Genomic DNA, 20,779 nt, shown 5'->3' on the forward strand with positions numbered 1-20,779 from the left:
TTCCGGCGGCGCCCGCGGCCTTGTAGGAGACGGCCTATCGAAAAATGTGCGGCACCTAACGGTGGGATCGGGAGCCCATCGGTAACATGGGAACCGTCTGAGCGAGGCACCTGTGCGACAAGCGCACGGCACCTACGGCTCAACAGGTTAGCCGGTCGCCTCGAGGACCGGCACCAATTCGGGCCGCGCACCAGGCGTCGGCCCTCAAACGGAAGTGGAGGTCGCCATGTCCGAGATCAAGCAGCCACCCAAGCACCTGGTTCGTGAATACCTCGAGCGCCGTGCGCGGGACAGTGCGCCACCGCCGACGCCGGAGGAAATCCGCCGCCAGCTCGGCTGGGGCATGCTGATGCCGTCCGATCTCAAGATGGCGACCAACCGCTCCTGATCCCGCGCCGCGCCGCGGTTCACCACGGTCCATCCAGGAGACATTCATGACCAGAAAGATCGGCAGCAAACACGAGGCACAACACCGCGGCAAGAAAGAGCGCCTGGAGATCCGCCGCACCAACATCGCGCGCGAAGCCGTCAAGATGGCCGCGGCCCGCGCCAAGTACCGCAACCAGGTCAAGGGCCGTCCGGCGATGGACCTGTCGGCGCCGGCCTGAAGCGCTGACGTTTGCCCCAGGACCCGCCCGCAAGCGGGTTTTTTTTCGCCCGCCGCCGGCTGTCCGCGCCGCCGCCGTTTGCCGAATACTTCGCCATTCACCGCCCTCGTACCGCCGTTCACCGAAAGGCGCTTTCCCCGCAGCTTGCCGTTCCGGTATCGTGTGTCCATACCGTCCACACCCGAGGAGTCACGCAACATGCATACCGAAGAAGCTTACCGCTGGCGCAAGCAGGCAGTCTGGGGCCTGCTCCTGATCGTCGTCGGCACGGTCATCCTGCTCGACCGCCTGTACTACATCGATGCCGGCGCCTGGTGGCGCTACGCGCCGCTGCTGCTGGTCGTCATCGGCATCAACCAGACCATCGGCTATCCGAGCCCGCGCGAATTCGGCAACGGCTTGTGGACGGTCTTCATCGGTCTGTGGCTGTTCGCCTGCTTCAACCACGTCTTCGGCCTGAGCTTCCGCAACAGCTGGCCGTTGTTCCTGCTGGCCTGGGGACTCAAGCTGGTGTTCGAGCCGCTGGTCGCGCGCCGCTTCGCACAGCAGACCGCCCTCAAGCATTCGGAGAACCAGCATGAAGGATAACTTCCAGTCGAAGGGCGTCACCAGCCAGGTCGTGCTGGGCCTGCTCGTGATCCTGATGGGCCTGCTGTTCCTGCTCGATAACCTCGACCTCATCGAGATCCGCCGCGTGCTGAGCTTCTGGCCGACGGTGTTCATCGTCGCCGGGATCGTCAAACTGTTCGACACCCAGTCCCGCGGCGGTCAGCTGGCGGGCGCCGGCCTGGTCGGCCTCGGGCTCGTGATGACGCTCGACCGCATCGGCATCATCGACCTCGACATCCGCACCCTGTGGCCGCTGTTCCTGATCGGCGCCGGCGCCTTCGTCCTGTACAAGGCCCTGGACGCGCGCCGCGCCGGGCCGACGGCTTTGCTGAAGGACGACGCCGGCTCGGACAGCGACGTGGTCGACGTGGCCGCGATCCTGGGCGGCTTCGAGCGGCGCGTCACGACCCAGAACTTCCGCGGCGGCGAGATCACGGCGGTGATGGGCGGCTGCTCGCTCGACATGCGCACCGCCTCGATCCAGGATGAAGCGACCATCAATGTGTTCGCGTTCTGGGGTGGGGTGACGCTCAAGTGTCCGCCCGACTGGACCGTCGTCCTGCAGGGAACGCCGATCATGGGCGGTTTCGAGGAAAAGACCGCAAGCCCGCCGCACAACCGGAAGCGCCTGATCGTGCGCGGCTACGCGATCATGGGCGGCGTCGAGGTACGCAACTGATGCCGCGCACGGCGGGCCCGCGATGAGCGGCGAGTTCTGGGCGCGCCGCAGTATCGCGCTCTACCTGCTGGCCTGGTCGATGCTTGGCGTGCTGCTGGCGGGACTGATTGTCGCCGCCGCCGGCGCGGGCCCGGGCGCCAGCCTGCTGTTCGCGCTGCCGCTCACCTTGTTCTATGCGGTCGCCTGCGGCTTCTCCAGCTATTACCTGTGCCGCGCCTTTCCGCTGGCGCAGCGTCCATTGGTGACGGTGCTGTCGGTGTTCTTCTTCAGTGGCCTGAGCGCGGCGCTGCTGTGGTGCGCGGCGGGCAGCGCCTGGGCCGCCGTCTGCGAGGCAGTGCTGGCCGAAGGCGAAGCCCTCGCGTTCACCCGGCCGTTCGCGGCGCTGATGCTGGGGATCGGGATGCTGCTGTACTGGATGACCGCCGTGGCCCAATTGCTGGCGCTGGAATTCGAGCGGACTCGCCGCGCCGAGACGCGCGAACTGGAGTCGCGCCTGCTGGCGCAGGACGCGGAGCTGCGCATGCTGCGCACCCAGATCGATCCACACTTCCTGTTCAACAGCCTGAACTCGATCAGCGCACTGACGGCGATCGACCCGGGCCGGGCGCGCGACATGACCCTGCAACTGGCGGGCTTCTTCCGCCAGACGCTGGGACTGGAAGCGCAACGCAAGCTGCGCCTGGGCGAAGAACTGGCGCTGGTCGAGCGCTTCCTGGCAATCGAAGGGGTGCGCTTCGGCCCGCGTCTGCGCTTCGCGCTCAGCGTGGGCGAGGGCGCGCAGGACTGCCTGCTGCCGCCGATGATCCTGCAGCCGCTGGTGGAGAATGCGGTCAAGCACGGGATCGGCGCTCTGCTCGAAGGCGGTAGCATACGGGTGATCGCGCGGCAGGCCGGTTCGCTGCTGCGCATCGCGGTGGAGAACGATGTCGACCCGGTGGACGCCGGCGCGGCGCAGGCCGGCAAGGGCATCGGCCTGGTGAACGTGCGCCAGCGCCTGGCGGCGGCCTATGGCAGGGAAGCCAGCGTGCACTGGGCGCGCGAGGACAATCTATTCCGGGTGGAGCTGGTGCTGCCCGTGCAGACGAAGGAGAAGTAAGCGATGCGAGTACTGATCGTCGACGACGAACACCTGGCGCGCGCGCTGCTACGCGAATACCTGGCCGGCCACCCGGACATCGAGCTGGTGGGCGAATGCGCGAATGGCTTCGAGGCCGTCAAGGCCATCGGCGAGCTCGACCCGGAGCTGGTCTTCCTCGACATCCAGATGCCCAAGCTGGACGGCTTCGAAGTGGTGGAACTGGCCGGACGCAAGCCGCACTATATCTTCGCCACCGCCTACGACCAGTACGCGCTGAAGGCCTTCGAGGTGCACGCCATCGACTACCTGCTCAAGCCCTTCAGCCGCGAGCGCCTGGCGCAGGCGCTGGACCACGCGCGCAGCCGCCGGCCGCAGCCGCAGCAGATGCAGGCGGTGGTGCAGGATGCGGCCCGGCGGCGCGGCTACCTCGAGCGGGTCCTGATCAAGGATGGGGCGCGGGTGCACGTGGTCCCCAGCGCCAGCATCGACTACATCGAAGCGCAGGACGACTACGTGCAGGTGACGGCGGCCGGCAAATCCTGGCTGAAGAACCAGCGCCTGTCCGAGCTCGAAGCCCAGCTCGACCCCCAGGTGTTCGTGCGCATCCACCGCTCCTGGATCGCCAACCTGGGCTCGATCGCGCGCATCGAGCCGGCCAGCAAGGACAGCCATTGCGCCGTGCTGAAGGACGGGACCAGGCTGCCGATCAGCCGCAGCGGCTACCAGAAGCTGCGCGAGATGATGCGCTAGGGACGGCGTCCACGTCCCACCAGGCGGGCAACAGGGCGCGCACCTCCGGCCGTCCGAAGCGGTCGTCGATCAGCCACACGACGCCGCGGTCGGTCTCGGTGCGGATCACGCGCCCCGCGGCCTGCACCACCTTCTGCATGCCGGGATACAGATAGGTGTAGTCGTAGCCGGCTCCGAACATCGCCTGCATCCGCGCGCGCAGCTGCTCGTTGACCGGGTTCACCTGCGGCAGGCCGAGCGTGGCCACGAATGCCCCGATCAGGCGTTCGCCCGGCAGGTCGATGCCCTCGCCGAAAGAGCCGCCCAGCACCGCGAAGCCGACCCCGCGCCCACCGGGCGTGAAGTGCTCGAGGAAGGCAGCCCGTTCCGGCTCGCTCATGCGGCGCTCCTGGCGCCAGGCCGGGACTTCCGGATGGCGCGTCTGAAGCTGCTCCAGCACCTGTTCCAGGTAATCGAAGCTGCTGAAGAAGGCCAGGTAATTGCCGGGACGCTCGGCGTACTGGCGCGCGACCAGGTCCGCGATCGGCCCCAGCGAGGCGGCGCGGTGCTGGTAGCGGGTCGAGATGCCGGTGGCGACGTGGACGGCGAGCTGGCTGGCCGAGAACGGCGAGGCGACGTCGGCCCAGGCGGTGTCCGGCGGCATGCCGAGCAGGTCGCAGAAATAGTGCCAGGGACTGAGGGTGGCCGAGAACAGCGTCACCGAATGCGCCAGCGCGAAGCGCGGCGCCAGGAAGGGCGCCGGCACCACGTTGCGGATGCTGATGCTGGAATCCCTGGGGCCGGCGCGGACCAGGTCGCACAGCGAATGCTCGCCGAAGGATTCGGCCAGGCGCAGGAAGGCCAGGGCGTCGAAATGGAAGCGCTGCAGTTCCGGGTCGAGCGGACCGGGCACCTCCACCAGGAAGTCGTTCACGGCGCTGGTGGCGTTCTGCAGCGCGTCGAGCAGCTTGGCCGGCACCTCGGGCAGGACCTGGTAGGGCGCGACGGGCAGCGGCGCTTCCTTGTCGACGCCGCTCCAGGCGCGGCCCACCCGTTCCAGGGCTTTCTTGACCACCCCGGGCGCGTTGGCGCGCGCGGCGCGCAGCTGGCCGCGCTCCAGTTCCACGCTGTACATCGCGCGCGCGCGCGACACCATGTTGTGGGCTTCGTCGACCAGCACGCTGGTGTTCCAGCCCCGCTCGAGCGCCAGCGCGTAGAGCATGGCGCTGCCGTCGAAATAATAGTTGTAGTCGCCGACCACCATGTCGGCCCAGCGCGCCATTTCGCTGCCCAGGTAATACGGGCAGACCTCATGCGCCAGGCCCACCTCGCGCAGGGCGTCGCGGTCCAGCAGGGCCACCTGCGCGGCGGCCGCCCGGGCGGCCGGCAGGCGGTCGTAGAAGCCCTTCGCCAGCGGGCAGGCGTCGCCCTGGCAGGCCTTGTCCGGGTGTTCGCAGGTCTTGTCGCGCGCCGTCAGCTCGAGCACGCGCAGCGGCACGGCGGCGCCGGCGCCGAGGCTGGCGGCGGCATCGAGGGCAAGGCGCCGGCCCGGGGTCTTGGCCGCCAGGAAGAAGACCTTGTCCAGGCCCTGTTGCGGCATCGCCCGCAGGACCGGGAACAGGCTGCCGACGGTCTTGCCGATGCCGGTCGGGGCCTGCGCCAGCAGGCAGCGCCCGCTGATGTTGGCGCGGTAGACGTCTTCCGCCAGCTGGCGCTGGCCGGGACGGAATTCCGCATGCGGGAAGCGCAGCGCGCCCAGTGCCGCGTCGCGCGCCGCGCGGTGCGCCGCTTCGCTGGCCGCCCAGCTCGAAAACCGTTCGCACAGCTGGCCGAACAGGGCGGCAAGCTCCTGCGCTTCCTGGGTTTCGCGCAGCACGGTTTCCCGGCCGCTGCCGATGTCGTAGTAGACCAGGGCCAGGTTGACGCGCTCCAGGCCGAGCTGCCGGCACAGCAGGTGGCCGTAGACCCGCACCTGCGCCCAGTGCAGGTGACGGTGGTTGTCGGGAATGGCGTCGAACTTGCCGCGGTGGGTCTTGATCTCTTCGATCAGGTTCTGGTCCGGGTCATAGCCGTCGGCGCGCCCGCGCACCTGCAGCTCGCCCCAGCTTCCTTCGAGCGCTACCTCGGTGCGGTAGTTGGGGCCGCGCCGGCCTGTGACCACCGCATGGCCATTGATGCCTTCCTGGGCGGTGGGCGAGGGGGTGAAGCGCAGGTCGAGGTCTCCCTGCTTGGCGGTGAACTCGCACAGGGCGCGTACCGCGACAGCGTAGCTCAAGCGGCCTGCTCCCACTGGAGGTAGCACACCGATACCGGCATCCCGTGCACCGAACAGTAGTCGATCCAGCGCAGCTGGTTGTCCTGCAGGCGGTCGCCCGGACCCTTCACCTCGATCATGGTGTAGCGGTTTTCTGCCGGCCAGAACTGGATCAGGTCGGGAAAGCCCGTGTGGTTGGCGCGCACGTCGGCCAGGATCCGTTCGCACCATTTGCGCAGGTGCTGCGGCGGGATGCAGGCCAGCGCCAGCTCCAGCAGTTCCTCGCTGAGTGCGCCCCAGTAGACGAAAGGCGAGGCGATGCCCGCTTTTTCGCGGTAGTGGGCGCGGATGGTGTCGCGGTAGCTGCCGTCGTCCAGGCGGGCCAGGCAGGCATCGAACTCGGCCTTGCGGCGCAGGTGGAAGTCCGGACTGTGCAGGTCGGCCGGGCCGCGGTGGAAGGGGTGGAAGAAGGCGCCGGGAATGGCGGCGAAGATCGCCGGCCAGCACAGCAGGCCGAACAGCGAGTTGGCCAGCGCGTTCTCGACGTAGAACACGGGCGCCGTTTCGCTTGCCAGGTGGTCGCGCACCACGCCTTCGACCCAGCGCTCTTCCACCGGCATGGGCAGGGACAGGTCGAGGCGCTGGACGACCGGCTTGCGGGCCGGCAGCCGGGCATGGCCGAGGCGGCGCGCCAGGCGCGGCCCGATGCGCATCAATTGCTGGCGCTCGGCCTCGCTTTCCGGCGCGGCCTGGGCGGCCTGGAACAGGGCATAGGCATCCTCGAAGCGCTCGTGCTTTTCCAGCACCCGGATCGCGCGCCCGCGCGCACCGAGAAAGCGGCAGCGCGCATAGACGGCATAGGCCTGATCCCAGTCCTTGAGCTTCTCGAAACCCTGGCCGATCTGGAACATCAGCTTTTCGCGCCGGCTCACCAGCCAGTCGTTGTCGAAGACGTGGCCGGGCAGGTCGCGCAGCACCTCGTCCGGCGGCTCGCCGGCATGGAAGCGCTCCCTGCAGGCGTGCAGGAGGATGTAGTGCTCGACGTCGGCGCGCGAGCGGAACCCGCGCGACGCCTGCGAGATCTCGACCTGCTCGAAGCGGAACATGCCGAGGTCGGACAGCACGAATTCGGTCCAGTCCTGGGTCAGGTTGCCGAAGAAGATCAGGCGCAGCCGGTCGCACAGCGGCTTGACCCCGATGCGCAGCGCGAGATCGTCGCAATCGCGGTACCACGCGGAGAACGCCCGGCTGTCGGGGAATTCCTCGCGCAGCGCAGCCAGCTGCTCGCCCTTGCGCGCGTTTTTTTGCCGCAGCTGCGCACCGAAGGCCGCGGCGATCTCGGGCTTGGACAGCAGATCGAACAGCTCGTCGAGCGAGATGACCGGATCGGCTTCGACCCAGCCGGTGGCGAGCAGCGCGCGCGCCGCCTCGACCGGGCAGCCGATCTCGGCATACACCAGCTTACTGGCGCGGAACAAATTCCCCTTGCGCATGACCATGCGCACAAACAGGGCGCGCGCAGGATGGGGCAGCGTGGGAAAGGCGGCAAGAAAGGCGAGCTCGTCGTCGTCCAGGAGGTCGCGATAGCGCTCGCCGATCCAGTCGAGGACGCGCTGGAAATTATCCAGATAATAAAATTCGTTTTCCAGAACCCTGATCATCTCATGACGCCATAGTCGGGTAGCAGAGCTGTGTTCCCACAGCTCCGCCCCCTAAGAACCGTACGGGCCAGTTTCCCGGCATACGGCTCAAGTTTCTACAAAGGCCCGTTTTACCGGACCCGGTTTCTCTAACTTGATTCCTTGGCTATACACCTGTTTGTGGCAGGTTTCATGCAACAGAACCTCGTTGGATGGTATCTCTTTGCCGCCCTTGCAACGCTCAATGAGGTGATGCACATGTATATCACCTATTTCCAGCAATTGGTGACATACAAGGCATTGCCCATGTTGAGACATCCATAGGTCAGCTATTCTTTTTCTTGGGTTGATTGTTTCATGCGCCAAACTGCACGCTTTTCAAAATACTCTTCCCACGCAGGATCATAGGGATTCGCATCCGATTTGATCTTTTGGGCACCTCGAATAACCCTTGATTTTGCCGCCATCAGCGGGCCGAGCGTTTGAGTGTGGCCGGAAATGCGCGAGCGACGCCGTTTCTCGGCCTGTTTTTCAGGCTGCGGTGCTCGATTTCAGTGGTCCGGACGGACCCTGGGCGTCAGAACGCCTCGATCCGGGCCTCCTTCAAATAGACGAGGCGCTGTAAGTTGTATACAGCTACCTTCCAGCTCAGGTGCAGCGTGGCGCGCGCCAGGCCGATCGAACGCAAGGCCTTGCCACCCATCTGCGCCAGGGCGGCGAAGACATGCTCGACGCGGGCGCGGGTCTTGGCGATGCGGCGGTTGCGGCGCTCCTGGGTCTCCGAGATCGGCTTGTCTTTGCTGCCCTTGCGCTGAATCTGCATGCGCCAGCCTTGCTTGCTCAGCCTCGCTTCACGCTCGCCATCGACATAGCCCTTGTCAGCCAGGATGTTCCGATTTGTGTTGGCAGGGTCGAGCACTTCCTCGAAATGCGTGGTGTCGTGTTCGCTGGCCGTGCTCACTTTGATCTTGCGTACCAGCTTGTAGCGCTTGTCGGCGTTGGCCGAGACCTTGTAGCCGAAATAGGACTTGCCGTGCTTTTTCGTCCAGCGCGCGTCCGTATCTTTCTGGCGCCGTTTGGCTGGCTTCCAGTCGGCCGGCATCGCGCCTTCGCTGACCAGGGCTTTCTCTTCCTTGCTCAGCGACTGCCTGGGCGCCTGCACGATGCTCGCGTCGATCATTTGGCCGCCGCGAGCAATGTAGCCGTGCATGGACAACTGGCGATTGACCGCATCGAAAATGCTCTCGCTGGCGCCGGCTTGGATCAGGCGCTCCTTGAAAGTCCAGATCGTCGTTCGGTCCGGGATCTGGCTGCTGGCGCGCAGTCCGACGAAACGCTGAAAGCTCAGGCGATCAAGCAGCTGGAATTCCATCTGCTCATCGCTCAAGTTGAACAACTGCTGGATCAGCAGCACGCGCACCATCAGTTCGGTGGGGAACGGTGGACGGCCGCCGCGTTCGCGGCTGGGACGCGGTGCCGCACGATCGACTTCGGCGGCAAGGGCAACGAAGTCGACATGCTGCTCCAACACCCGCAGCGCATCGCCAAGCTTGTTCAGCTTGGCTTCGCGCTCCTGGTCGGCAAACAAACTGGTCTTGATCATGAAAATTTACGTCAGGTTCGAGGCGACAGCATCATGACAGATTCGGGAGGGTTTTTCGAGGTGCCCTTTTGATGACGTTCTATTGGCATTCTCGAAGCAAGCCGTATTGCACTATAAATTGGCTCGCCTTCTTTCGGCAGTCTTCCGTCTCGGACGGCAAACATGTTTCGGTCGCCGACTCGATGGAAGTATCGTTCTGCTATCCATTTATTAGTTTTCTTTGGATGACGACGTTTTGCCCATCGCCACAAACAATACCAAATCTGATTGTCCACCACCGTAAAGGTATGACTCGAAACCACGTGTCGGTGGTACCTTGCCCAACCATCAATCACCGGATTCAATGCTTCGATGATCTTGGATTGAGGCGCCGCACCCAGCTTCTTAACAAGACTCCGAACTTTCTGTAAGAAAGCCTTGATGTTTCTCCTGGAAGGCTTGATTAATTAGGGCTGATCCGTTGCTCCAATAACTCCTTGGACGCTCCGGTAATAACAAAGTCGTCCGCATAACGTACCATATTCACCTTTGCCGTTTCGAACTGTTTATCGTTCTTAAAAGCACCTCTAAGAGCGTTTTCCAATCCATTTAATGCAAAGTTGGCTAGCACCGGGCTAATTATCCCGCCTTGCGGCGTTCCTTTCAACATTGGTGCAAATACGTTTCCTTCCAAGTAACCTGCTCTCAACCATTTCCTGAGAATGCCTGTGTCCATGGGGACGTGGTCAAGCAACCAGTCATGGTCGATGTTGTCGAAGCAGCCTTGTATATCTGCCTCAAAAATCCACTCTGCCGATCGACGTATTCCTTTGTCTTTCGGATTTCCATGAAATCGTGCGTTCAAAAAGCACTGCGCAATCGCGTCATGGGTAGAGCGAGCTTTGCGGAACCCGTATGACTGTTCATCAGACACCGTTTCGGATACAGGGTCTAGAGCTAACAAGTGCAAAGCCTGCATAGCTCGGTCCCGCATCGTCGGGATGCTCAGGGGTCGCATTTTCCCGTTACTCTTTGGGATGTATATCCGTTTAAGCGGCAGGGGATGATATCCCTGTCTTTTCAACGAATAAGCTGCGTCCATCTTGGCTCCCGGCGTAGACCACAATGAACCGTCTATTCCAGGCGTGCGTTTACCTTGGTTTTCAGTCACTCGTCGTACGGCTAACGCTTTGCCGTAGAACGAGCTGGTAAGCAGCCGTTGCAAGGCTTTCACCTTGTTCCAGCGCTTTTCCTGAGTCGCCTTCACGATACGAGTTTGCATTCTTCTGACATATCTGTACGCCTCGGCCCAATCAATGTCGTGCCAAGATGTCTTAATGTCGGCAAGTGCACACGTCAACTGCCCGTTCATTTGCCTTCCTGCCTTCGTAGATTATACAAACGCTTTCGTGACGAGAAACTAGCTGGAAGTCTGCACGCTTTCGCGTTGGGTGACTTCGGGTTATCCCTGCGCCCATATCCACACCATTACTGTCTGGCCTTTGCTTTCTCCAGCCTCCTTTACCCGCCTTTCCAACAGTGTTCCTTACGGTTCACCTGCCATATGGCAGAAAGACGGGCTTACCCTGTTCCGTTGCTTCAACAGAATGGCTAGGTTCCTTCTTTACGCCGGGGATGTTATTGTCTGCGTGCTCCCAAAACAGAGGGGATACACCGAATCCCATTAGCTTTTGCCCTCAGCCTGTCAGCATCTTTGGCTGGACTGTACACACGACGCTTACAAAGGTTCACTTTCGTTAACCATCTTCCATTCGAGCCAGGCTCAGCCCTCCGCATGATGCTTGCAGAGATCGTCATACCTCACGGGATGACTTAGATCTTTCGACCGCGATACCTTATCCCCGAAGCTTTAAACATAGCCGTTACCAGCCATGCTTATTCGGGTAGGCTACTGCTGGCAGAACAGCAGGTTCTGTCCTCGGATCCATCATGGAGTCAAAACAGTTGAAACAGCGACTTTCCAGGTCGCACCTGTGCTTTCGTACAGTATAGCGCCACGCGAGGGCAATAACCCAGCAGTAAGCCGGTTTTTGCCGGACTTTCAGCGCGTTTGCGGACTTTTCGCCACGCTACTTGCCCGCTGGACGGGACTGGCAAGCGTTGTTCGGACACAGCAGCTCGGTCATCTGCGAGCCTTCGGGAGCGTGGCCGTTGGCATGCACGATGACGGCCGAGATCAGCGCCACGTCGGCATCGACCGGGGCGTCGGCACTCCTGGCCGGGTTCACGCCACGCTGGGCCTTCGCTGGCGCAGGTTTGACGGTATTCTTGGCCAGCGCGGCCTGCCTGGGCTTCGCCGGCGCCGCCGCGCGATTGAGCGGTCGGGTGTCGTCTGGTGCCGGCGCCGCCGCACGTGTAGGCAGACTCGGCTTTGCCACCGGCCGGGCGGCCACCGCCGTTGCGGGAACCGGCGGCGTGCTGCTGCGCGCCGGCGGAGCGGGCGGTTCCGGGACCGGTTTGCCGGGCGCCGGCTTGAGCAGGCGCAGCGGCGGGACCGCCTCGGCCGGTGCGGGCTGGTCCACGATGACGGCCGCGCCGCCCGGCTGCGCGGCCGGGGCCATCGCGACCTGCAGGATGCTCGCCGCCGCCGCCGGGCTGTCGGCCGCGCCACTGCGCTGCGGCGCATGGGCCGTGTCGGCCAGCACCGTCTCCTGCACGTCGGGCCGCAGGCCGTCGTTGTTGGCCGCCATCCAGACCAGGGCGCCGGTCAGGGCCAGCGCCAGCAGCGCGCTGGCGCCGTAGCCGGCCAGCCGTATGCCCGAGGGCTTGGCGCCGCGCTTGCGCGCCGGCTCGCGCTCGAGCATCGCCAGGATGCTGTCCTCGCCGGAGGTCGCGGTGCGGCGTGGCGACATCAGGTTCGGACGCATGGACGGGGATTGATTTTCGTCTGTAGGCCGCACGGCATTACTCCTAAGATTGGTTCTCCCAGTTCTGATTAGAAACAATCTTGGAGGAAGCGATGCTGATTTTTCTCGCCCTTCTGTACTTTTGTCTGGCGACCGCTGCCATCTGGCTGGCCCTGTTTCCTGGCGGAAGGGCTTTTCTGGCGCGTGGCTGGTTCACGCTGCGCCAGCGCTGGTCCCGCCGCGCCCTCGGCTGGCAGATCGCCGGCAGCCGCTATGCGGGTGCGGTGCGTGGCGAGATGCCGCGCGATGTCCGGGGCGGCATCCTGCGCTTCATCCGGCGCCACCGCATCGCCTGCGCGATCGGCGTGCCCGCGGTCCTGATTCCCTCGCTGCTGGCGCTGGCCCTGAGCAGCCCGGCCATGCTGCCGGTCTACGAAGGCGAGACGGCCGCGCCCGACGTCCAGGTGGCGGCGCTGCTGCAGGGCGAGCGCCTGGTGCCGCCGGTGGCCCTGCCGCCGATGGCCTTCAGCACCGCGGAGGTCGAACTGGTGCGGCCGATGCTGGTGAATGCCAGCCGCAACTGGGGGCTGCTGCATCCGGACTTCAGCCAGCGCCTGCTGCTCGCATTCAAGATCATGAAGGAAAAACATGGCTATGAGATGGCGCTGCTGGAGGGCTACCGCAGCCCGGCGCGCCAGGATGAGCTGGCCCGGGCCGGCAGCCACGTCACCAACGCACGCGCCTTCCAGAGCTGGCACCAGTATGGTCTCGCGGCCGATTGCGCCTTCTGGCGCGACGGCAAGCTGGTGATCTCCGAAAAGGATCCCTGGTCCATGCGCGGCTACCAGTTGTACGGGCAGGTGGCCGAGCAGCTCGGCCTGACCTGGGGCGGACGCTGGAAGATGATGGATTTCGGCCACACCGAATTGCGGGTACGTGGCGTCATGCAGCGCTGAAGCACGCACCAGGGCCGGGCAACTCTTGCGCCGTCGCAAGTGTTGTCCAGCAAGCCCGTGCGAGCATTTCCTTTAGAACCTATCTTCCACAACCCACCGTCCTGCTCCCGCCATGGCACGAATCTGGCAGTTATTGACCGACAGCCGAGTGCTGGTCGCGATCGGCATCGCCGCGCTGGCGGCTTGCCTCATCATCGGCGCCGACCTGATCGGCATCGACCTCATCTGGGCCCTGATCGCCGGCCTGCTGTTGCTGGCCTGCTGGGGCATCTGGTGGGCGATCCGGCGCCACATCCGCGCCCGCGCGGCCAGGCAGCTGGGCGAGGCCATCATCCCGGGCGAGGGGGCGCTGGGCCAGGCCGGCGGCGCGAGCGGGGAGATGGCGGTCCTGCGCAAGAACATGCTGGAAGCGATCGCCACCATCAAGACGTCCAAGCTGGGCCTGACGCGCGGCGCCGCGGCGCTCTACGAGCTGCCCTGGTACATGATCATCGGGAATCCGGCGGCGGGAAAGAGCAGCGCCATCGCACGCTCGGGGCTGAGCTTCCCGATCCCCGGCAACAAGGCGCTGCAGGGCGTGGGCGGCACCCGCAACTGCGACTGGTTCTTCACCACCGACGGCATCCTGCTCGACACGGCGGGCCGCTATTCGGTGCAGGACAAGGTTCAGGAAACCGACCGCGCCGAGTGGTTCAGCTTCCTCGAGCTGCTGAAGAAGCACCGTGGCAAGGCCCCGATCAACGGCATCCTGATCGCGGTCAGCGTGGCCGAGCTGGTGGCCGGGCCCACCAGCGCCTCGCACGAACTGGCCAAGAGCCTGCGCACCCGCGTGCAGGAGCTCACCGAACGCCTGGGCGTGCATGCGCCGGTCTACGTGGTCTTCACCAAGGTCGACCTGGTGGCCGGCTTCACCGACTTCTTCGCCGACACCGAGCGGGCCGAACGCGACCGCATCTGGGGCGCCACGCTGCGCTATAACCGCCGCAGCGCCCCGCAGGACGTGCTGGGCTTCTTCGACCAGCACTTCGACGAGCTGTACGACGGCCTCAAGGAGATGAGCCTGGCCAGCATGGGCGCCAACCGCAGCACCCAGATGCGCTCCGGCGTATTCACCTTCCCGCTCGAGTTCGCGGCCATCAAGACCCCGCTGCGGGCGTTTCTGTCCACCCTGTTCGAAGAGAACACCTATCAGTTCAAGCCGGTGTTCCGCGGCTTCTACTTCACCAGCGCGCTGCAGGAAGGCAGCGTGCAGGACCTGTCGAGCAAGCGCGTGGCCAGCCGCTTCGACCTGGCGTTGCGCGAGCAGAAGGGCGGGGAGGTCGCGGAGCAGTCCGGTTACTTCCTGCTCGATCTGTTCCGCAAGGTGATCTTCGCCGACAAGGACCTGGTCAAGCGCTATACCAATCCGCTTGCCGCGCGCTGGAAGGTGGCGGCCTTCTTTGGGGCCACCGTCCTGCTGGGCGCCGCGCTGGGCGGCTGGAGCTGGTCTTACATGGGCAACCGCCAGCTGGTGGCCAACGTCCAGTCCGACCTCGACAAGGTGGCCAGGCTGCAGGCCGGACGCGGCGACCTGCAGTCGCGCCTGGAGGCGCTCGACATCCTGCAGGACCGCATCGAGCAGCTCGACAAGTACCACAGGGAGACGCCGTGGGCGCTGGGCTTCGGCCTGTATCAGGGCGAGGCCCTGGTGCGCAAGCTGCGCGACGAATACTTCGCCGGCGTGCGCGCGGTGATGGTCGAGCCCGTGACGGCGTCGCTGGAATCCATGCTGGCCGAGGTCAATGCGAATGCGGCCCAGTTGGCGCCTGCAGCCGCCCCCGATGCCGCCGGCACCCACCTCGTCTCCGCGCCGGCGGCGGCGCCTGCCGGCGGCCAGTACCAGAGCGTTTCCGCCACCAGCGTGGCCGACGCCTACAACGCCCTCAAGACCTATCTCATGCTGGGCGACAAGCGCTACGCCGAACCGGGCCACCTGAACGACCAGCTGACCCGCTACTGGCGCACCTGGCTGGAAGCGAACCGCGGCAACATGCCGCGCGAGCAGATGATCCGCAGCGCCGAGCGCCTCTTGACCTTCCACCTGGCGCAGGTAAACGATCCGGCCTGGCCACAGATGACGCTGAAACTCAGCCTGCTCGACAGCACCCGCGAGCACCTGCGCCGTGTGGTGCGCGGCACCCCGGCGCGCGAACGCGTCTACAACGACATCAAAACCCGCGCCGCGACCCGCTTCCCGGCGGTGACGGTGGCGCGCATCGCCGGCGAGCAGGATCAAGGCCTGGTGGCCGGCAGCCATGCGGTCTCGGGCGCTTTCACCCGGCAGGCCTGGAAGGATTATGTACTGGGCGCGATCCGCGACGCCTCCAGCAGCGAGGCGCAGAGCGCCGACTGGGTGCTCAAGACCGTCTCGAAAGACGACCTGACCCTGGAAGGCAGCCCGGAGCAGATCCAGAAGGCCCTGATCGAGATGTACAAGGCCGAGTATGCGCGCGAATGGCTGAGGTTCGTGCAGGGCGTGGCGATCGCCGAGCTGAAGGGCTTCGAGGGCAGCGTGCAGGCCATGAACCGCCTGGGCGACCCGCAGTCGTCGCCCATGGCCAAGCTGCTGCGCACCGTCTACGACGAGACCGTGTGGGACAACCCCGGCGCCGGCGCCGGCTTGAGCAAGACCGAGCGCAGCTTCGCCGACTGGTTCAAGGAAGTCGTCCTGCGCCGCGCGCCCTCGGATGCGCGCACGCTGGCCAATGCGGTCGACCCGGGCGCGCTGCTGGGGGCGCAAGGGGCGGGACCGATCGGCCGCGAGTTCGCCGGGGTGGCGCGCCTGGTCGGGGTCAAGGAAAAGGACGCTTCCCTGATGAGCGGCTACCTCGACGCCCTGTCGAAATTGCGCACCCGCCTGAACGCGCTGAAGAACCAGGGCGACCCGGGCCCCGGCGCCAAGCAGTTCATGCAGCAGACCCTGGAAGGCAGCGGCTCCGAACTGGCCGACGCGCTGCGCTACGTGGACGAGCAGATGCTGACCGGGATGAGCGATACCCAGAAGGCTGCGCTGCGCCCGCTCTTGGTACGCCCGCTGACCCAGACCTTCGCCATGATCGTGCTGCCCTCCGAGGCCGAGATCAACAAGACCTGGCAGCTGCAGGTGGTGGAACCCTTCCAGCGTACGCTGGCCACCAAGTATCCGTTCGCCGCCGGCGCCAACGTGCAGGCCACCCCGGGCGAGATCGGCCAGATCTTCGGGCCCGAAGGGCAGGTCGTCAAGTTCGTGAATACCTCGATGGGCCCGCTGGTGGTGAACCGCGGCGGCGTGCTGGCGGCGCGCACCTGGGCCGATATCGGGATCACGCTGGCGCCGCAGGTGATTTCCAGCTTCCCCGGCTGGATCGCGCCGCTGTCGGCCAATGGCGTGGCCGAGGGGGGCGGCCCGCAGACCGTGTTCCAGATCCTGCCGCAGGCGGCGCCGGGCACGCTCGAATACACGCTCGACATCGACGGCCAGCAGCTGCGCTACAAGAACACAGCGCCGGTCTGGACCAATATGGTGCATCCGGGACCGCAGGGCATGGCGGGCGTGCGCATCGCGGCCGTCACTTTCGATGGGCGCAGCGTGGAGCTGTTCAACGAGCCGGGCCAGGCCGGCCTGAAACGCATGATCGACGCGGCCCAGAAGAAGAGAAAGGACGGCGGGGTGTTCGAACTGCGCTGGAGCGCCGGCAACGTCGCGGTGACGGTCGACCTGAAGATCGTCTCGAGCGCGGCCGCCAACGGCAGCGGCGAGCAGGGCCAGGGCTTCCGCGGCCTGCGCCTGCCGACCGCCATCGTCGGGCGCATGCCGGACGCCGGCGCGCCGGCGCTGGCCAGCGCGAGCGGAGGCCAGTGATGCGCGGCCCGGCTTCGGAGCGGATCGGCTACTTCGGCAAGGTTCCGGCGCGCGCCGATTTCGTCAAGCTGGCCGACGACCCGGCCGCCATCGCCATGCTGGATCGCTGGCTGGCCCAGGTCATGACCCAGCTGGCCCAGGATGCGCGCTGGCGCATCAACTATGACGCCATGCCCGCGGTCAGCTTCGCCCTGGTGGGACCGGCCCGGCGCCATGCGATCGCCGGCCACCTGCTGGCCAGCCACGACCAGTCGGGGCGCCGCTTTCCCTTCCTGGCGGCGCGCACCCATGCGGTGCAGGACCCGGCCGCCTTCGTCACGCGCTGCCCGCTGGCCTTCGCGCCGCTATGGTCTTTTCTGGAGACGCGCTGCCCGCGGGTGCTGTGCGAGGCCGATCCCGGCCCGCACCTGCAGGCGATCGCCGACGCCACCGTGGCCCTGGGCGATGCCGAACCGACGCTCTCGCACCTGCTGGCCAACGGCACCGTCGGTTCGCTCGGCGCGCTGCTGGAGGAGCGCCAGTTCGCGCGCATGGTGCTGGCGCTCGGCTTGCTGCTGCAGCCGGTGATGCACAGCCAGCCGGCCGAGCTGCACAAGAGCCTGGTGCTGCCGCTGCCGAACGATGCCGGGCAGCGCTATCCGGTGGCCGCATTCTGGCTGCAGCTGGTCGCGCCTTTCCTGCGCCGTTCCAACTTCGACCTGGCGATCTTCATCACGCGCCAGGAGGGGCGCCCGGTGCTGGTGGTGGGCTTCTGCGCCGCCCTCGCCGAGACCCTGCGCGCGCTGGTCGACCCGCTGGTCGGCGCCGAGCAGCAGGTGCGTCTGTCCGACACCGGCTGGATCGACGAGCAGCTCTACATCGACCTCGACGTGCGTTCGCTGGCGAGCTACCTGGCGCAGGCCGACCTGCCGCTCGGGCTGGCGCGCGACATGTTCATGAAGACCTTCATTGGAGCAGGAACGTGAGACTACCCATCCAATCAGCCGTGTTGACGCTCGCATTGCTCGGCAATCCTGCCGCCGCGCAGCAGGAGGCGCCGGTCGTGGTCAGCGGCACCGTGCCCGACGAGGCGACCCGGGCGGCCCTGCTCGACCGCCTGCGCATCGTCTACGGGGCCGCGCGCGTGGTCGACCAGCTGGCGGTCGGCACCGTGGCGGCCCCGGGCAACTGGAACGAGTACGTCTCCCGGCTGATCAATCCCAACCTGAAACTCATCAGGAGCGGCCAGCTCAAGGTCGAGGGCAGCAACGTCAGCCTGCGCGGCGACGTCGCCAACGAAGAGCAGCGGCAAAGGATTGCCGGCGACATCGCGGCCAGCCTGAACGGAAGCTACACCGTCAACAACGGACTGCGGGTGGCGGTGTCGGAACAGGGCGTGCTGGACGCGGCGCTGGCCAACCGCATCATCGAGTTCGAATCCGGCAAGGCAACCCTGACCGAAGCGGGGATGGCGGTGCTGGACCAGATGAGCGCGGCGATGCAGAAGCTCAGGGGCGTGAAGGTCGAGGTGATCGGGCACACCGACAACGCGGGCTCGCGCGCCGGCAACCTGTCGCTGAGCCAGGCGCGGGCGGAGGCGGTCAAGGCCTATATCGTCGGGAAGGGCATCGCGGCGGACACCATCGCGGTGTCGGGAGAAGGGCCGGACCGGCCGGTGGCCGACAACCGCACGCCGGAAGGGAAGGCGAGGAATCGCCGGATCGAGTTCAAGGTGATGCAGTAGGGAGAAACAACACCGGGTCCGCGCGCAGGCGCGGACCCGGGCAGGCCCTGCGCGCTAAGGCAGGGTAATCGTCACATGCGCCGCCTTCGGCGGCAGCTTCACCAGGTCGTTATAGGCTGCCAGCTGCGTCGAGGTCTCGTTCGACAAGGCCGTCCGGAAGCCAAGGTAAGCCCCCAGCCCCGCCACCATGAACACCGCACCCAGCACCCACAGCGACAGGTCGCTCTGCAGCCGGTTGACCACCTGGTCCGGCCGCTCGGCATGCGGCGCGAAGCCGCGGGTGCGGCCGCGCATGCGGGCGATCTCGTCGCCCAGGCGCGCCACCAGGTAGTCCAGCTTGTCGCGCCCGTCGAGCGCGTAGCGCCCCTGGAAGCCCAGCAGCAGGCACATATGGAAGACTTCCAGCGCCTCCACGTGCACCTGGCCCTTGGCGCGCAGGTCTTCCAGGCGGTGGAAGAAGTGCTCGCCCGCCAGCTGGTCGCCGAACACGCGCAGCTGCAGCGGCCGGGTTTCCCAGGCCTCGCGCACCTCGTAGGTCGAGCGCAGGATGATCTCGTCCACCGCCGAGCAGAACGCGTACTTGGCGGCCGTCACGTCCTCGGCCGAGATGCCGAGCGCCTTGGCATTGCGGTCGACGTCGGAAAGGAAAGCGGTCATGTTGTCGGCGAAAGCCACCTTGTCCTGCGGGCCGCAGCCGTTCTTCAGCAGGAACAGGGCGTAGAAGCCTTCGTACATGATGTCCACCAGGCGCTGGGGCGGACGTTCGGCCGCCACGCCCGCTTGCGGCGCCACGCGCCGTTCGACGAAGGCGTTCATGCGGCCACCGCGATCAGTTCGAGGCGCAGGTCGCGGATCCCGTTCGGGACATGCCCGTCCGGGACGTAGATCGAGATCGCCTGCGATTTCAGCATCGTTTCATACAGCATGCCACGGTTCTCCAGGGTGAAGTAATAGGTATCGGGCCGCACCGGCACCGCCGCCGGCACCTGGGGCGCGTGCACCAGCTTCACGCCGGGCAGGGCCGACAGCACGAACTTGTCGACGTCTTCCGGCGCGCCCACCTTGAACTGCAGCGGCACCACGTCCACCAGCTGCAGCGCCGGCATGTCGGCCGACACCGCCAGGTAAAGGGTGGTCTGCAGGTTGATCCTTCCCGAATCGAGCGCGCCCAGGTAGTAGGACGGGCGCTCGCGGTTCAGCGCGATCGTGAAGTAGCGCGACGAGATCACGGTGTCGAGCAGGTCGCGGATGATGCCGTCCAGGCGCGCGAACTGCGGGCCCGGATCGGCGTGGACGTAGGAAGGCAGGTCTTCCAGCCGGTAGCTGCGCGAATAGGTCATCAGGCCGCCGGCCAGCCCCAGCAGCTCGCCGAACAGGCGTTCCGGGTGCAGGTCGCGGTGGCCCAGGTAGTGCGACAGCGCGGCATAGCCGGTGCTGGCGGTGTGCAGCAGCCAGAAGGCCGAGACGTCGCCGCCGCGGATCTCGATCACGTTCTTGCTCGGCTCGCGCATGTGCCCGTACAGGGCGTTGACCTTGGCCAGCAGCTTTTCCATCAGGCGCGCCAGGTTCAGGTGCAGGCCGGGCGCGGCGTCGATCGACAGGCTGGGCGGAACGAACGCGGGGTCGGCCTCGAAGCCCCCTAGCGGCACGCGCTTCAGCCGCACCAGGGGGAAGCTGTCGTAGGCTTCCAGCGGCTCGGTGTCGGCCACCAGGCGCAAGGCCTTGCGCAGGTAGGTGATCGGGGCCTCGGCGGCGCGCGTGTACAGGTCCTGGGTATCGCGGTCGATGCTGCAGAAGCGGGCGTCGAGCTGGGTGTCGCCATCGAGGGCCGCGTTGTCGCCCCAGGCCCTCAAGACCGGCAGGGCGGCGTGGAAGGTGACCGTCTGGACCCCGGCCGGCAGCTCGCCCAGGCGCACCTGCAGGGGCAGCGGGTCGCCGTCGGGCGCACGATAGACCTCGCCGTCCGGGAACAGGAGCGACAGCTCTTCGATCCGCAGCACGTCGTGGCGCAGGGCGTCGTAGTCGACCACCAGCTTGCGCACGCCCCAGGCATAGGGGTGGAGGGCGCAGGCGGTCTGGTTCAGGCGCGCCTCGTGGTAGCGGTCCTGCTGCTGGAAATGCTGGGGCCGCAAGAAGAGTCCCTCGCCCCACAGTAGCTTCGCTGGCATGCTCAT

Annotated in this window: 19 protein-coding genes; 10 read left to right on the top strand and 9 right to left on the bottom strand. The window is 66.0% G+C overall.

What is annotated here, in order from left to right; all coding sequences use genetic code 11:
• Positions 1–226 precede the first annotated feature (226 nt).
• From MasN3_RS11080 to MasN3_RS11105, 6 genes are all read left to right on the top strand, one after another.
• Entirely contained in the window at positions 227–388 is a 162-nt protein-coding gene (locus MasN3_RS11080; RefSeq protein ID WP_281914112.1) for a hypothetical protein, read from the top strand.
• 46 nt (positions 389–434) lie between these two features.
• Positions 435–608 carry a hypothetical protein gene (locus MasN3_RS11085; RefSeq protein ID WP_281914113.1) on the top strand — a complete coding sequence of 58 codons (174 nt, stop codon included), beginning with the start codon at positions 435–437 and terminating at the stop codon, positions 606–608.
• Between the two features lie 198 nt (positions 609–806).
• Positions 807–1,196, top strand: coding sequence for a LiaF transmembrane domain-containing protein (locus tag MasN3_RS11090; protein WP_281914114.1), 390 nt, complete (start codon positions 807–809; stop codon positions 1,194–1,196).
• Positions 1,186–1,896 carry a LiaI-LiaF-like domain-containing protein gene (locus tag MasN3_RS11095; RefSeq protein ID WP_281914115.1) on the top strand — a complete coding sequence of 237 codons (711 nt, stop codon included), beginning with the start codon at positions 1,186–1,188 and terminating at the stop codon, positions 1,894–1,896. The genes MasN3_RS11090 and MasN3_RS11095 overlap by 11 nt, the downstream gene beginning before the upstream one ends.
• Positions 1,897–1,918: 22 nt before the next feature.
• Positions 1,919–2,992 (top strand): sensor histidine kinase, encoded by a 1,074-nt coding sequence (locus tag MasN3_RS11100; protein ID WP_281914116.1) that lies wholly within the window; start codon positions 1,919–1,921, stop codon positions 2,990–2,992.
• Positions 2,993–2,995: 3 nt separating this feature from the next.
• Positions 2,996–3,724 (top strand): LytR/AlgR family response regulator transcription factor, encoded by a 729-nt coding sequence (locus MasN3_RS11105; RefSeq protein WP_281914117.1) that lies wholly within the window; start codon positions 2,996–2,998, stop codon positions 3,722–3,724.
• Here MasN3_RS11105 and MasN3_RS11110 read toward each other — a convergent pair.
• The 7 genes from MasN3_RS11110 to MasN3_RS11130 form a co-directional block, all read right to left on the bottom strand.
• The gene (locus MasN3_RS11110) at positions 3,681–5,978 is read right to left on the bottom strand and encodes an ATP-dependent DNA helicase (protein ID WP_281914118.1); all 2,298 of its coding nucleotides are present in this window, start codon (positions 5,976–5,978) and stop codon (positions 3,681–3,683) included. The two genes, MasN3_RS11105 and MasN3_RS11110, sit on opposite strands and share 44 nt — an antisense overlap.
• The gene (locus tag MasN3_RS11115; protein WP_281914119.1) at positions 5,975–7,618 is read right to left on the bottom strand and encodes a VRR-NUC domain-containing protein; all 1,644 of its coding nucleotides are present in this window, start codon (positions 7,616–7,618) and stop codon (positions 5,975–5,977) included. Before MasN3_RS11115 ends, MasN3_RS11110 begins: the two co-directional genes overlap by 4 nt.
• A gap of 87 nt (positions 7,619–7,705) precedes the next feature.
• Positions 7,706–7,915: an HNH endonuclease gene (locus MasN3_RS25280; protein WP_370662358.1), complete on the bottom strand. Its 210-nt coding sequence runs from the start codon at positions 7,913–7,915 to the stop codon at positions 7,706–7,708.
• Positions 7,916–8,174: 259 nt separating this feature from the next.
• Entirely contained in the window at positions 8,175–9,200 is a 1,026-nt protein-coding gene (locus MasN3_RS11120) for an IS5 family transposase (RefSeq protein WP_281913434.1), read from the bottom strand.
• Between the two features lie 11 nt (positions 9,201–9,211).
• Positions 9,212–9,643, bottom strand: a complete 432-nt coding sequence (locus MasN3_RS25285; protein ID WP_370662359.1) for a group II intron maturase-specific domain-containing protein — start codon at positions 9,641–9,643, stop codon at positions 9,212–9,214.
• Positions 9,643–10,551, bottom strand: coding sequence for a reverse transcriptase N-terminal domain-containing protein (locus MasN3_RS11125; RefSeq protein WP_281914120.1), 909 nt, complete (start codon positions 10,549–10,551; stop codon positions 9,643–9,645). Before MasN3_RS11125 ends, MasN3_RS25285 begins: the two co-directional genes overlap by 1 nt.
• A 718-nt stretch (positions 10,552–11,269) precedes the next feature.
• Positions 11,270–12,067 (bottom strand): hypothetical protein, encoded by a 798-nt coding sequence (locus MasN3_RS11130; protein WP_281914121.1) that lies wholly within the window; start codon positions 12,065–12,067, stop codon positions 11,270–11,272.
• Positions 12,068–12,159: 92 nt separating this feature from the next.
• On the opposite strand from MasN3_RS11130, the gene MasN3_RS11135 reads away from it, so the two are divergent.
• From MasN3_RS11135 to MasN3_RS11150, 4 genes are all read left to right on the top strand, one after another.
• Complete coding sequence (locus tag MasN3_RS11135) at positions 12,160–13,002, top strand: M15 family metallopeptidase (RefSeq protein WP_281914122.1); 843 nt, start codon at positions 12,160–12,162, stop codon at positions 13,000–13,002.
• 112 nt (positions 13,003–13,114) lie between these two features.
• Positions 13,115–16,882, top strand: coding sequence for a type VI secretion system membrane subunit TssM (tssM, locus tag MasN3_RS11140; RefSeq protein WP_281914123.1), 3,768 nt, complete (start codon positions 13,115–13,117; stop codon positions 16,880–16,882).
• Entirely contained in the window at positions 16,882–17,847 is a 966-nt protein-coding gene (gene tagF, locus MasN3_RS11145; RefSeq protein WP_281914124.1) for a type VI secretion system-associated protein TagF, read from the top strand. Before tssM ends, tagF begins: the two co-directional genes overlap by 1 nt.
• A gap of 20 nt (positions 17,848–17,867) precedes the next feature.
• Positions 17,868–18,605 (top strand): OmpA family protein, encoded by a 738-nt coding sequence (locus tag MasN3_RS11150; RefSeq protein WP_370662341.1) that lies wholly within the window; start codon positions 17,868–17,870, stop codon positions 18,603–18,605.
• 54 nt (positions 18,606–18,659) lie between these two features.
• On the opposite strand, the gene icmH is transcribed toward MasN3_RS11150, so the two are convergent.
• Together icmH and tssK are read right to left on the bottom strand one after the other, a co-directional pair.
• Positions 18,660–19,421 carry a type IVB secretion system protein IcmH/DotU gene (icmH, locus tag MasN3_RS11155; protein WP_281914126.1) on the bottom strand — a complete coding sequence of 254 codons (762 nt, stop codon included), beginning with the start codon at positions 19,419–19,421 and terminating at the stop codon, positions 18,660–18,662.
• On the bottom strand, positions 19,418–20,779 hold the full coding sequence (tssK, locus tag MasN3_RS11160) for a type VI secretion system baseplate subunit TssK (protein WP_281914127.1): 1,362 nt from the start codon (positions 20,777–20,779) through the stop codon (positions 19,418–19,420). Before tssK ends, icmH begins: the two co-directional genes overlap by 4 nt.

Origin of the sequence: Massilia varians, assembly GCF_027923905.1 — a bacterium.
Lineage (GTDB): Bacteria > Pseudomonadota > Gammaproteobacteria > Burkholderiales > Burkholderiaceae_D > Telluria > Telluria varians_B.